At 33.7% G+C, this 12,916-nt stretch carries 13 protein-coding genes and 1 other RNA gene; 5 read left to right on the top strand and 9 right to left on the bottom strand.

The window, feature by feature from the left end; translation table 11 throughout:
* Positions 1–212: 212 nt before the first annotated feature.
* Entirely contained in the window at positions 213–2,012 is a 1,800-nt protein-coding gene (typA, locus tag DFQ11_RS13015) for a translational GTPase TypA (protein WP_110476315.1), read from the bottom strand.
* Between the two features lie 216 nt (positions 2,013–2,228).
* Between typA and DFQ11_RS13020 the strand changes: the two genes are divergently transcribed.
* The 3 genes from DFQ11_RS13020 (at position 2,229) to DFQ11_RS13030 (ending at position 4,032) form a co-directional block, all read left to right on the top strand.
* Entirely contained in the window at positions 2,229–2,588 is a 360-nt protein-coding gene (locus DFQ11_RS13020; protein WP_110476316.1) for a hypothetical protein, read from the top strand.
* 112 nt (positions 2,589–2,700) lie between these two features.
* Complete coding sequence (kdsA, locus tag DFQ11_RS13025) at positions 2,701–3,543, top strand: 3-deoxy-8-phosphooctulonate synthase (protein WP_110476317.1); 843 nt, start codon at positions 2,701–2,703, stop codon at positions 3,541–3,543.
* 9 nt (positions 3,544–3,552) lie between these two features.
* Entirely contained in the window at positions 3,553–4,032 is a 480-nt protein-coding gene (locus DFQ11_RS13030) for a GNAT family N-acetyltransferase (protein ID WP_110476318.1), read from the top strand.
* A gap of 39 nt (positions 4,033–4,071) precedes the next feature.
* Here DFQ11_RS13030 and DFQ11_RS13035 read toward each other — a convergent pair whose 3' ends face one another.
* Positions 4,072–4,440, bottom strand: a complete 369-nt coding sequence (locus tag DFQ11_RS13035) for a DUF1801 domain-containing protein (RefSeq protein WP_110476319.1) — start codon at positions 4,438–4,440, stop codon at positions 4,072–4,074.
* Between the two features lie 148 nt (positions 4,441–4,588).
* Here DFQ11_RS13035 and DFQ11_RS13040 point away from each other — a divergent pair, with 148 nt between their 5' ends.
* The gene (locus tag DFQ11_RS13040) at positions 4,589–6,475 is read left to right on the top strand and encodes a TlpA disulfide reductase family protein (RefSeq protein ID WP_110476320.1); all 1,887 of its coding nucleotides are present in this window, start codon (positions 4,589–4,591) and stop codon (positions 6,473–6,475) included.
* A gap of 58 nt (positions 6,476–6,533) precedes the next feature.
* On the opposite strand, the gene DFQ11_RS13045 is transcribed toward DFQ11_RS13040, so the two are convergent.
* A complete protein-coding gene (locus DFQ11_RS13045) occupies positions 6,534–7,736 on the bottom strand; it encodes an NAD(P)-dependent oxidoreductase (RefSeq protein WP_110476321.1) in 1,203 nt (400 codons plus the stop codon).
* 304 nt (positions 7,737–8,040) lie between these two features.
* On the bottom strand, positions 8,041–8,910 hold the full coding sequence (locus DFQ11_RS13050) for a DMT family transporter (RefSeq protein ID WP_110476322.1): 870 nt from the start codon (positions 8,908–8,910) through the stop codon (positions 8,041–8,043).
* A 371-nt stretch (positions 8,911–9,281) separates the two neighbouring features.
* Between DFQ11_RS13050 and ssrA the strand changes: the two genes are divergently transcribed.
* Positions 9,282–9,678, top strand: a transfer-messenger RNA (tmRNA) gene (gene ssrA, locus DFQ11_RS13055).
* A 202-nt stretch (positions 9,679–9,880) separates the two neighbouring features.
* Here the strand turns inward: ssrA and DFQ11_RS13060 are convergent.
* The 5 genes from DFQ11_RS13060 to DFQ11_RS13080 form a co-directional block, all read right to left on the bottom strand.
* Entirely contained in the window at positions 9,881–10,834 is a 954-nt protein-coding gene (locus tag DFQ11_RS13060) for a hypothetical protein (protein ID WP_110476323.1), read from the bottom strand.
* Positions 10,835–10,931: 97 nt separating this feature from the next.
* Positions 10,932–11,375, bottom strand: a complete 444-nt coding sequence (locus DFQ11_RS13065) for a hypothetical protein (protein ID WP_229791299.1) — start codon at positions 11,373–11,375, stop codon at positions 10,932–10,934.
* Positions 11,376–11,569: 194 nt separating this feature from the next.
* A complete protein-coding gene (locus DFQ11_RS13070) occupies positions 11,570–11,890 on the bottom strand; it encodes a hypothetical protein (protein ID WP_110476324.1) in 321 nt (106 codons plus the stop codon).
* Entirely contained in the window at positions 11,887–12,114 is a 228-nt protein-coding gene (locus DFQ11_RS13075; RefSeq protein ID WP_110476325.1) for a hypothetical protein, read from the bottom strand. Before DFQ11_RS13075 ends, DFQ11_RS13070 begins: the two co-directional genes overlap by 4 nt.
* A 120-nt stretch (positions 12,115–12,234) precedes the next feature.
* A complete protein-coding gene (locus tag DFQ11_RS13080) occupies positions 12,235–12,765 on the bottom strand; it encodes a hypothetical protein (protein WP_146221536.1) in 531 nt (176 codons plus the stop codon).
* Positions 12,766–12,916 lie beyond the last annotated feature (151 nt).

Genomic DNA, 12,916 nt, shown 5'->3' on the forward strand with positions numbered 1-12,916 from the left:
GCTTTATGCATCCTGATCGTAAAATCACTTTAATATATAAATCGGTGTAATATAAAATACATTGATTTATAATACTAATTTATAGTGAAAAGATGTGTGACTCCAAGTGGTTTAGCGTCATAAACATCAAATTGCTAATATTGAATAAAAGCCATAAAAAAAGAGAAACACTTTAAAAATGTTTCTCTTTTATAATATGTATAAAATCAGGTTTATGTGATTTTATTACGCTTACGATCTACTTCTTTTAAGTAAATTTTACGAATTCTTAAATGATTTGGCGTTACTTCAACATATTCATCCTTCTGAATATATTCTAAAGCTTCTTCCAAAGAAAACTTAATAGCCGGTACAATTTTAGCTTTATCATCAGCACCAGAAGAACGTACGTTACTTAACTTTTTAGTTTTTGTTACGTTAACGGTCATATCATCGCCACGAGAGTTTTCACCAATAACTTGGCCTTCGTAAATATCTTCCCCTGGATCAACGAAAAACTTACCTCTATCTTGTAATTTATCAATAGAATAAGGAATTGCTTGTCCGTTTTCCATAGATACTAATGATCCATTTTGACGTTCAGGAATTCCACCTTTTAAAGGTCTATAGTCAACAAAACGGTGAGCCATAATCGCTTCACCAGCAGTTGCTGTTAACAATTGATTACGTAATCCGATAATTCCACGAGAAGGTACAATAAATTGACATACCATACGGTCGCCTTTCGCTTCCATACTAATCATTTCACCCTTACGCATGGTTACCATTTCAATAGCTTTACCAGAAACACTCTCCGGTAAATCTATAGTCATTTCTTCAAAAGGCTCACATTTCACACCATCAATCTCTCTTATGATAACTTGTGGTTGTCCAATTTGAAGTTCGTAACCTTCACGACGCATCGTTTCAATTAAAACAGATAAGTGTAATACACCACGACCAAAAACCATGAACTTATCTGCACTATCAGTTTCCTCAACACGTAGTGCTAAGTTTTTTTCAAGCTCTTTAGTTAAACGGTCTTTAATATGACGAGAAGTTACAAACTTTCCATCTTTTCCAAAGAAAGGTGAATCGTTAATAGTAAATAACATACTCATTGTAGGCTCATCGATAGCGATGGTCTTTAATCCTTCAGGGTTTTCAAAATCAGCAACTGTATCACCAATATCAAAACCTTCCAAACCTACAATAGCACAGATATCACCTGTCTCTACTTCTTCAACTTTTCTACGGCCAACACCTTCGAAAATATGTAATTCTTTAATTTTATTTTTTACGATTGAACCATCTCTTTTTACTAAAGAAATTTGTTGTCCAACTTTCAATTCGCCACGAGTTAAACGCCCAATAGCGATTCGACCTGTAAACGATGAGAAATCTAAAGATGTAATTAACATCTGAGTTGTTCCTTCTTCAATTTTTGGAGCAGGAATATGTTCAACAACCATATCTAATAATGGTTCTAAACTATCTGTTTCCTGTTTCCAGTCTGTACTCATCCAGTTGTTCTTTGCAGAACCGTAAACTGTTGGAAAATCCAACTGCCATTCTTCAGCACCTAATTCAAACATTAAGTCGAAAACTTTCTCATGTACCTCATCTGGAGTACAGTTATCTTTATCAACTTTGTTAATAACAACGCAAGGTTTTAATCCTAAATCAAGCGCTTTTTGTAATACAAAACGTGTCTGTGGCATTGGTCCCTCAAAAGCATCAACTAAGAGCAACACGCCGTCAGCCATGTTTAATACACGTTCAACTTCTCCTCCAAAATCCGCGTGACCAGGAGTATCGATAACATTAATCTTTGTGTCTTTGTAAATTACAGAAACGTTCTTTGAAGTAATGGTAATACCACGTTCACGTTCTAAATCGTTATTATCAAGAATTAAATCTCCTGTATTTTCCGATTCACGAAACGTTTGACAATGGTACATAATTTTGTCAACCAAAGTAGTTTTCCCGTGGTCAACGTGGGCAATAATTGCAATATTTTTAATCTTAGTCATAAAATGATGCTAAATTTTTTAAGCGTGCAAAGTTACGGCTAATTCTACTCAATCCGTTAATAATTTGTTATTTTTTTTGAATCGAGCTCATCAAGGTTGTATATTTAGTTAATCAACTGATACTCAACAAAGATAATACAACAATAAACATAAGCAAAACAGACGATTAACATCAACTTTTTACCATAAAAGTGAATTCCCTAAAAAACCATTTTTATGCATAGAATTAGCAAATACACAAAGTTTATTCCATACCTCTATTTCTTATCTGTGATCGTTTATTGGTTTACCTATTTAAATCAAAGTAAAGGTATTTCTGCTTACCTTATTCTTTTAGCAGGTATTCCATTTTTATGGCAATTAGTTAAACCGAATAAAAAACTAAATTTCTCCTTAGGAATTGTTTTTGTATGCCTATCGTCCTATGTAATTTTAGCCTATCTCTTTGATTTACTCCATATACTTCAGTGGCCTGAATCCTCTAAGCAACTTTTATTTTACGGCGGACTTTTAGTGATTGGCAACTTTGTAATGTCATTATGGATATTACGTAATAGCATTAAAAAAGTATTTTAAGTAACCAATTATTCCACTGAAATCAAGTTCGTCATGCGCCTTGCAAAACATCTAAACTCAATAATTAAATAACTTTTTCTCTAGTTTCAACTAAACATAGAGAATCGTATCTTTGTCAACTAACAATTTAAGTCTAAAACTTGTGATTACTATTCCAAAATTAAAACATACACAATCCAACAACTTCTTTTTACTTTGTGGCCCATGTGCTATTGAAGGTGAAGATATGGCTTTACGCATCGCCGAAAGAGTTGTTAAAATTACCGACAAGCTTGAAATTCCTTATGTATTTAAAGGCAGTTTTAAAAAAGCTAACAGAAGTAGAATTGATAGTTTTACAGGAATCGGTGATGAAAAGGCATTAAAAATTCTTAGAAAAGTTTCCGAAACATTTGATGTTCCAACTGTAACTGATATCCACGAAGTATCTGATGCCGCTATGGCTGCAGAATATGTTGATGTATTGCAAATCCCTGCTTTTCTCGTAAGACAAACAGATTTGGTAGTGGCAGCAGCTAAAACCGGAAAAGTGGTAAACTTAAAAAAAGGGCAATTTATGAGTCCTGAAGCAATGAAGCACGCAGTCCAAAAAGTAAAAGATGCAGGCAACGACCAAGCGTGGATTACAGACCGTGGAACGATGTTTGGCTACCAAGACATGATTGTTGACTTTAGAGGGATTCCAACCATGCGTGAATACGCTCCAACGGTGTTAGATGTAACGCACTCACTACAACAACCTAACCAAAGTATTGGAGTTACTGGTGGACGCCCAGATATGATTGAAACTATAGCACGTGCTGGAGTAGTCAATAATGTTGATGGTCTTTTTATTGAAACTCATTTTGATCCTGCAAATGCTAAAAGTGATGGCGCAAACATGCTACACCTAGACAATTTGGAGAGCCTACTAACTAATTTGGTAGCGATTAGAAAAACAATTAATAGTTTATAATACTTAGTAGTGAAACATCCTATTGAAATACGACAGGCCACATTAGATGACATTCCTGAAATCACTGCTATTTTCAGGAATACCATCACTCATATCAATGCGAAGGACTATAACGAAAAACAAATTTCCGTTTGGTCTTATGGAGCTGATGATATTGAGGAATGGAAAAAGCGCATTAAAAATTATTATTTTATTGTCGCTGAAATGAACACTAACATTGTGGGTTTTGCCTATCTAAAAAATGGAAATTATTTTGATGGCATTTATGTTCATAAAGATCATTTACGTCAAGGGATTGGTTCTAAATTATTGCGAATTATAGAATCACAAGTCATGATGAATGACTATGAAGTCATGAAGTCAGATGTAAGTAAAACTGCTTTACCTTTTTTTGATAACCGTTATTTCGAAGTGATTAAGAAACAGAAAAAAAGTTTTAAAGGTGTTGTGTTTGAAAATTATTTGATGGAAAAGAATCTTAACGATTAAGAACATAAATCCTACGAATAATCCATGGCGTATTTGGCGTTAATTTCTCTTATAAAATCCTTTTTCTTTTAAGCCTTCTATTTCTTTTAGAATGGAAATAAAAACAGCATCATTGATGTCATCTACAGATTTATAACGTAAAGATTTTACAACTTTTCGCTTTTCTGTAATCAAATAAGCATCCCATTTTTCTGTGAGATGTGCAGAATGCCAAAAACCGACATCAACGTAATCTTTACTTTGATGAATATAACATATTGGGCGCTTAGCTATATAAAAACATGGCATTCTCCATTTATATAATAAATCCGCAGCTGGTAACACATGCTTCATTAAGACCTGTACATGCATCATAATAGATTTATAAGGTTCTATTTGTTTTAAAATATGTTCTTCCGCTGGATTCATTCTTAATTCGATTGAACATTCACATGTTTTAAATTTATAACTTTATAGATTAATATTTTGTACCATCACAAGAGAACTAATAAATATATCAGAATTCTTATTGCTTATTCCTATATTTAAAATCAAATTTTCAAATCCAATTTTATTTATGAAAAAAATCAATATCATCGTAGTACTTCTACTTATTTTCATGTCTTGTAAGGACGAAAAAAAAGCCGAATCCAAAAATATAGATATTGGAGACTTTAGTTTTTCTTCAAAAGACATTGTTGCAAATAAAACTTTCAAAATTACCTACAACGGAAATGGGGATTTAGATGATAGTTTCTTTTACCATTTAATTAATGACAAATCTTACCCATATGATTTAGAATTCGAAGATAATACGGCAATCATTACAGTTCCTGATAGCATATCGGCTGTTGCATTTAATTTTAAGCTTGAAGACGATTATGTTAACAACAATAAAAAAGGTTTTCTTTTTAAGGTTATAAATGAGGAAGGCGAATCTGCAGAAGATGTTGAAGCTTCTAAAGATATTTATAAAGTTAGGTATGGCGATAGATTTGGACTTGAGGGTGACGCGGAAAGCGCGTTAAGCACATTAGAAAGTGTTCTTGAAGAGCATCCGAATTTGAAAAAAGATTGGATGGAAAGTCATCTAATACTTGCCCGCCAAGTAGGTGCTCCAAAAGTAAAAGAAGTTGCAAATGCGTACCTGTCTGATTTTAGCGATAGAAAAGCTGAAACATTGGAAGATTTTAAATCTTTATCTGCAATTTACTCTAGTTTAAGAGATACAAATCGAAATGATAGTATTAAAAAACTAGTCTCTGAAAAATATCCTGAAAGTGAATTAGCTGTAAGTTCTATTATCGATGATTTCTTTGCAACTAAAGATCTTAATACTAAAGAAAAGATTTTTAATGAGCATAAAGAAAGACTTCTCAAGTCTAAGAATGCCAAATTTGTTCTTAGAAGTTTAGCACAAGGTTATTATAACAAAGGGGACCAAGATAACTTTGAAACTTATGTTAATTTGATGGACAGTAATATGGATGAAGCTTCGCTATACAATTCTATTGCTTGGCCTCTAGCTGAAAAAGGTGAAAATCTAGAAGAAGCCGCTTTATTATCTAAAAAATCCTTAGACCTTATTAAAGAAGAACAACAATCACCAAAAGAACAACCTGATTATTTAACACCTAAGCAATACCATAGCAATTTAGAGCGCACCTACAATATGTATGCTGATACATACGCTTTGCTGTCCTTTAAAAAAGGGGATATAAAAGAAGCTATTAAATACCAAGCTTTGGCTGTTGATGAAGGAAAAGATGCAGAAGTTAATGAACGCTATATTCAGTTTTTAATGGAAGACGAACAGTTTGAAACTGCGATGGAAAAAGCCTCAGAATTCATTGAAGATGGAAACAGCTCAGCAAAACTTAAAGCCTATTTTAAAGAAGCCGTAACTAAAGCAGACCCAAATAAGAACGTTGACGCTTTATTAGCTAATCTTGAAGAAAAAGCCAAAGCTAAAGAATTAGAGAAGTTAAAAAAATCAATGTTAGATGATGAAGCTACTGATTTTACGTTAAAAAACCTTGATGGTAATGAGGTTACATTATCTTCCTTAAAAGGAAAAACGGTTATTTTAGACTTTTGGGCTACATGGTGTGGACCTTGTAAAGCATCCTTCCCTGGAATGCAAGAGGTTGTAACAAAATACAAAGATGATGACAAGGTTGAGTTTTTATTTATTGACACTTTTGAAGATGGAAAAGACCGTTTAGATAAAGTTTCTAAATTTATTAAAGACAACAATTACACGTTTAATGTTTTAGTCGACCCTAAGAATGAGGAAAGTGGTCAGTTTGAAGTCGCTAATAAATATAAAGTTTCAGGTATACCTACAAAAGTAATCATAGGTCCAAGCGGAAAAGTGAACTTTATTTCGGTTGGCTATAGCGGTTCTACTGAAAAAGTAGTCAGTGAAATTGATGCTATGGTAGAAATTCTATCCCAATCGTAAATTCAAGACCTATTAAATAAAAAAAGAGGAAAATCTCAATGGACTTTCCTCTTTTTTTTTATTTCCCATCTACATAATCTTGTAGATAACTAAAGCGCCTAGTAAGCTTACCTTCTTGAGTAATCTTAGCGCGTTTAAGAATTTCTCTTTCATCATTATTAAAAAATGCAGGAAGTACATGTTCTATAAAAGCCTCTCCAAAGCCTTCACTTGCATCTTTAGGCAATTCACATGGTAAATTATCTACAGCCATCACGGTAATCGCATCTTTAGCATCAAAAGCCACCTCTTTTTCCGTTTTAGGGTCGTAGCCATAAAAAGGATCGGCAATAGTTGAAGGTCTAATTGTACTTGCAACAGGGCCATCGATGTCACAAGAGACATCAGCAATTAAGTTGATTCTAAAATCAGGATGCTTTGCATCTTCTCTAGTAAACAAATACGGAGCGTTATTACCATAAAAATGACCAGCTATAAAATAATCAGTCACTTTAGCATAAGGCATAAAGTTACTTTCGTAACCTGTTGGGTCTTTATAGAATTTATACTTATCTCCTACTTTTCCATCGCTACGCTTATTGTATTCCATAACATCAATCATACAGTAAACTGGCTCAGTAAATTCTGAGGTTAAATATAAAGCGTCACTAACTTCCTTTATTTCTAGATGGTCTAAGATTTCCCTTGCTCCATGTGCCACTTTTCCTGTTCCAGAAAGTAAAATCTTAATATTTGGAATGGTAATTTTATCTAATTCAGATTTTACTTCGTTTAAGTCGGCAAGTGTCTCCACTTTTGGTAAGGTATAAAGCTTATCACGTAATCCCAAAGCTCTAAAACCATTATAAGCTCCTACTAACCCAGCATAACGTCCAAATCCAATAAGTCTTGAACCTGTTTTTCTAACTATGGTCTCGTGATCGTAGAGTTCGATATTTTTCTCCAACATAGCCAATAATAACTTTCTATTATATGGCTGCTTTTTAATTGTATGAGAGAAAAAGAAATATTTCTTATTTGGAATTAAAGCATCGACTGGCACTTCCTTAACGCCTATCATAACATCAGCGCCCGAAACATCATCTGTAACTTCAAATCCCATTTTTTCGTAAGCTTCATCAGGGAAAATCCTAATATCTGACGATTCTACGATAAATTTGGCTTCTGGAAATGCTAGTTGTGCTTCTGCTAAATGTTCTGGTGAAAAAACCACACGTCGGTCTGGCGGTGATTTGCGTTCTTTTATAAGTGCAAATGTCATAGATATACTTTGTAATTGAGGTGTTAATAATTATGATTTGTCATCGTGTTTAGCAAAATGAAAGTCTTTAACACTGCCAAACTGAAATTCAACAAAATAAAAAACTACAAATTATATAGTTCGTCACGAAAATAAGTGGATTTGCATGTTTTAGCAAACATTTACAAATTAAAATAGTAGCATTATTAATCAGCTCCTCAATTATTAATACATTCTACAAGATTTACGCTCAATCTCTCGTTAATTAACACCCACTTTTTATTTATCGTTAAAACGAAATGATTCCGTTTTTAATTGAATTTAACTAAGCCTTAGTATCGATAACTGGCTTTTCATAAAATGTAAGTCGAATTCCTAAGAGCAGTATAATTCCACCAATTACCATTTGTAGAGAAACTTGCTCGTCAAGTAGCCACCAAGCTAATATAGAAGCTAAAACAGCCTGACCTAATAAACTCACGGACACACGTGTTGCACGCATATGCTTAGTCGCATAACTAATGAGTAACCAGGCCATAAGTTGACACACCAAACCCTGAACTACTAAAGACCACCAACCTGCAGCTGAAAATCCACTAAATGGTTCATCGAGAGCATAACTCAATGAACCCAAAGCAACCACAGAAGACAATAAACTAACGGTCATAAAAGTCATGACTTCCATTTCACCTAAGATTCGTTTACTTGTTAACATATAAACGGCGTACAGCATTCCTGATAAGATACCAAAGATGAAAGCCAGGTTAAAATCAAAATTTATAAATAAATCGAAACCTACTAATAGCACCATTCCAATAATCGCTACAACGGTTCCAATCCAAAAGTTTCTTCTAGGTTTATCTTTTAAGAAAAAGAAAGCACCAATGCCTACCCATACAGGCGAAAGGTTAGTTAACAAAGTAGCTTGGGTAGCGGTTGATTGCTGAATAGCGATATTCCAGACCCCAACATCTAATCCAAAGACGACACCACAAAGCATGGACATAAATAATGCTTTTCTAGACGTAATTTTGAACTGTTTTGTTATGAATACATAAGGCACAATTAATGCCGAAGCAATAGCCATTCTATAGAATGCCGAAACTAGTCCTGGTGATAAATTTAACTTTACCAATATTGGGAAAATTGATATACAGATTATACCAACAGCCAAAGCAATTCTTGGTTTCGTCATAACTAAACGCTTTAATTTGAAGTCGGCTAATTTAAGACATAATCTAATACCTAATTGGATTAAATTAGATATTCACGAAGTATTTTCTATTAGGCTTTTATGTCAGTATTTCATTAAAATTTCAATATTAAAACCGCATATGACAAATAGGGAGCTGGCACAGTTTTTGAACAATCTTAAATGGATTTGTGAAATTAGCCAAAACTTTTTGGTAACTTTGCAATTCTCGAAACAAGAAATAGTTTTTCTTGTGGAGATGCGTTAGGGGTTGAAGCGGCATCCTTTTGCTTTATTGGCAAAAGATATAGCGGAAGACCCGACTCTGCGAAGCGATAGCGAAGTAGAGTAACGCCCAAAAAACATCATTTAATGGGGTCGACTGGTTTTGACAGCGAGATTAATTAAATGGTAAGCACGTCGTGTAATGGTTTTGAAACACGTAAAAGGCTGAACCAACTTTTTAAACGGCGAGAATAACTACGCTTTAGCTGCATAATCTGAATTACAGTAAGATTCGTGCTCATTCCTACTAGGTAGGAAGGCTAAATGTCTCCAGAAAGCCTTGGTTAATGGCGTTCTTTTTTGAGGCATCGTAAAAATTGACTAAGATAAGGTAGAGCTTTGATGCCTTTTCGAGATTAAGAAGCTAAGCTAAAAGTGGGTTGTCTTTAACCAGCTTTTAGTCGAAAAAACAAGAAAAGAATAAACGTGTAGAAAGCTCTTTGGTTACTTGTTTGGACGAGAGTTCGATTCTCTCCGACTCCACTACAATAACCCCGTATTTTAATAAATACGGGGTTTTGATTTTATTTAGTGTCAGTTTGAGTGAGATTTTCGAATTTTACCACCTCAATAAATACCATATCTAACTAACATTTTTTAATGAGATTATAAATAATACTCAGTTCCTAAAAAGATCCCAAGATTAGATTTAACATCAACTCCAGTGAGCTACTGTTATTTCCACAACTTAGATTCTTGACATGTGTAATACTTTAATCTTTGATCTATCATTAGTATCGCGAACTAAAATGGTGAAAAAATGATGTTCATCATTATTAAAATCACCACCTGCAGAATACGAAAGATTACCAACATCTATTACAGTTTTCCATTCTCCGTTTGCATTGACATCTACAAACCTCCAGTCTTCAATTATCCTACTAAATTCAACTGGTCTATCCTCATAATTATCAGCTGTTACCGTGCCACTTTGAACTCTAATTTCTACTTTATGTCTTTTTTTCGTGAGCCCTTCCACAGAAATTTTACCATTTACGCCTTGATTCTGAGCAATATTACTCTCAGGCGAAGTAATTGAAACATAACTACCTTTTAATTCGTTTGAATTATCTCTTCTTTCTCCGGTTATAGGGTCTATTGTTGAATGTTGCACTTGCTCTGGCTGGATAATTAATTGCGGATTAATTTCTCTAATTACTTTGTCATTCACTTTAGCACGAGCAATGAAACGGATCTTTTCTTTAGTTGTAACAACAACTTTAACTTCTCCAGAACGCTGTACTTTACGTGGCAACTGCTTTGATTTCTGCTTTAAAGCTAATAATTGAGAAGCAACAACCTCGTATTTTAAGTTTTTTGCACCTTCTGGAGCCCACAAGTTAATAGGTATACTTTTCCACTTTCCTTTATTATTAGATACGATTTCAAAAGAGCCTAAACTTTCATTACCTCCATCAAAAACGGCCTTAATATTAACTAGAACTTTACTGTTAATTGGAGCTACCCCTTCAATAGTAAGCGGTGAAGTTACATTGGAATTTTCTTTAGGAGACGTGATAGCGAGCTCTGTATTTTTTGCTTTAATACGTGTTTGAGTGGTAACGTCAATTTTCTGTGCAAAGGACGGAGTCGCTGATAATAGAAAACCTATTGTCCCTATTATTAAGATTGATTTTTTCATAATTTATTTTATTTAAAAGATTATATTACAAAGGAGACAGCTCCCTTTTATATATGTATTGATTACTTTTAGCCTAATGAAAAAGTAAAAACTGTTATTATTCAAGCTTGCTAAAGACAAAAACCTCAACCACAGGCCCCGCTCCCTCATCATTATAATTTTCACGTTTAAACTCGTTAGAGATTTCCTCTAATTTCAAACTCATATTATTAATGTAAATAATTCTATATTCAGTAATTGGTGGAAATGGACTATCTTGATAAGGGTCACTATCCGCCAAATCAACTTTTAATTTATTTCCTTCCACCCTATAACGACCTATAAAATAATGGTTAACAACACAATTTTGATCATACCATCGTAAGGACATTTTATTATCTGAAGAGAAATGAATCCTATCACTTTCGTTGTGGCATATATTTATATAATTCTGAAGTCTCTCATTTGAACCATTAACAACGGTACCCGTTTCTTCGAAAGACCAATTTCCCCATAAGCTACCTGGCAACTTCTGTTGTACAGATGCACAGCTCAATATCATAATTGAAATAATAAGAATGATTATAAAATTAATAAGTTTTAAATTAGACATCTTATGAGTTTTTTAATGAAGTAGACAAGCCCATTTAATCAAAAACTTTGTTTTCAATAATTAGGAACTCTAACCTCAACTTTCCCTTTAATCTGAGATATGTTTTCGTCATAGTCTTCAAAGGAACCATCGAAGACCAAAGTTTAGCCCACTGCCCCTCCTTCTGGATTCTGAAATGCGAATTTAACATTGGATAAATTTACCGTTCCAGACAAACTATTTTGAGCATCCGTACTTGGGGGATTAATGGTTAGTATTATATGAGATACTTCATCATGATCTTCAGAACCATCTGATAAATGAGCTGTGTTTCCGTTGTTATCATAGAAGAACATTCCACTAATGATAATGTCATCATTAGCTATTCTAAGGACAATCCCTTTTCCATTATCTGCATTACTATAATTCGAATAATTATTGTCCATAAAACCTGTTTTAGAAGTGTTTTCGATTTCTCCTTTCAAATGACGTGCATTAGCAGCCCTGGATTAATCGAGATATCATAGGTATGGTTCTCGCTCTTCACTTTCGATTCAATATTTTGAACCGTTTCATTTTCACTATTTTTCTCTACAGTGGCATTTGACTTTTTATCGTCTCCACAGCTGATATTAAAGGTCATACTTATAACGAAAAGCAGAAACAATAACTTGTTGAATACCTTTATTTTTGAAATTTTAGTTTTCATAATAATTACTTGTAATTTTTTTAAGATTGAACCTTTTAAAGACGTCCATATAAAGCTTTCTGGTTCAAATATATTTCCTAATCGTTGAACGAACTGGCGATGGTTTTACAACTGGACGAATCACAGCTTCTTTAAAACTAGCTTAGCTAATTTTAGAGTTTTCTCCCTATTTGACGCGGCATCTTCAGAGGTTTTGGATCTTATGTGGACCATTTTTCCTTTGTACAAAATGGTGATCTGATTCATTTTCTTGCTCCACGTAGCCTTTTCTTCTATACCCTTTTCCTCTACGCCATCATCATAAGAAGAGATGGCCTTATTATATTTCTCGTCATTCGCCTTGTCAACGAATACAATACTCATTTCCGGATGAAACTTAGTATCATACCCCATAAACTTAGCCTCCCAGGATACCGATTCCCATTTATAAAAACATGACGGATAGTTTCTGCTTTTATCTTTCATTGTTGTTTCCGCTTCTTTTGGTATTAATAGGATGTTTTTTATTTCATCTTCACTTAAAAACTCACAGGGTAATTCAGCATAGTTCTTATTTGATGATTTAGCATTAGATTCAGAGGTTGCCTTTAAGTTGTTTTCACATGATAGCATGCCAAAACACATAAGGAAAAACAGAACTGTCGTTTTCATTATTTTTGGTTTTAATATGTTGCGTCACCATCACCTCGTGCAATGGCAATCTTAATATGGAGAGGGGATTTGCCTTTTTAATGAAAAGCTGTTATGATTAAAATTAGTATTAAAATTGATTTACATAATTATAGACTTTACATTCCGTCTA

It is taken from the genome of Winogradskyella epiphytica (assembly GCF_003217215.1).
Taxonomy (GTDB): Bacteria; Bacteroidota; Bacteroidia; order Flavobacteriales; family Flavobacteriaceae; genus Winogradskyella; species Winogradskyella epiphytica.

Bases quoted from the DNA above. Each gene is read 5' to 3' on its own strand.
- typA (WP_110476315.1), bottom strand. From the start codon at position 2,012: ATGACTAAGATTAAAAATATTGCAATTATTGCCCACGTTGACCACGGG.
- DFQ11_RS13020 (WP_110476316.1), top strand. From the start codon at position 2,229: ATGCATAGAATTAGCAAATACACAAAGTTTATTCCATACCTCTATTTC.
- DFQ11_RS13035 (WP_110476319.1), bottom strand. From the start codon at position 4,440: ATGAATCCAGCGGAAGAACATATTTTAAAACAAATAGAACCTTATAAA.
- DFQ11_RS13040 (WP_110476320.1), top strand. From the start codon at position 4,589: ATGAAAAAAATCAATATCATCGTAGTACTTCTACTTATTTTCATGTCT.
- DFQ11_RS13045 (WP_110476321.1), bottom strand. From the start codon at position 7,736: ATGACATTTGCACTTATAAAAGAACGCAAATCACCGCCAGACCGACGT.
- DFQ11_RS13050 (WP_110476322.1), bottom strand. From the start codon at position 8,910: ATGACGAAACCAAGAATTGCTTTGGCTGTTGGTATAATCTGTATATCA.
- DFQ11_RS13060 (WP_110476323.1), bottom strand. From the start codon at position 10,834: ATGAAAAAATCAATCTTAATAATAGGGACAATAGGTTTTCTATTATCA.
- DFQ11_RS13065 (WP_229791299.1), bottom strand. From the start codon at position 11,375: ATGATATTGAGCTGTGCATCTGTACAACAGAAGTTGCCAGGTAGCTTA.
- DFQ11_RS13075 (WP_110476325.1), bottom strand. From the start codon at position 12,114: ATGAAAACTAAAATTTCAAAAATAAAGGTATTCAACAAGTTATTGTTT.
- DFQ11_RS13080 (WP_146221536.1), bottom strand. From the start codon at position 12,765: ATGAAAACGACAGTTCTGTTTTTCCTTATGTGTTTTGGCATGCTATCA.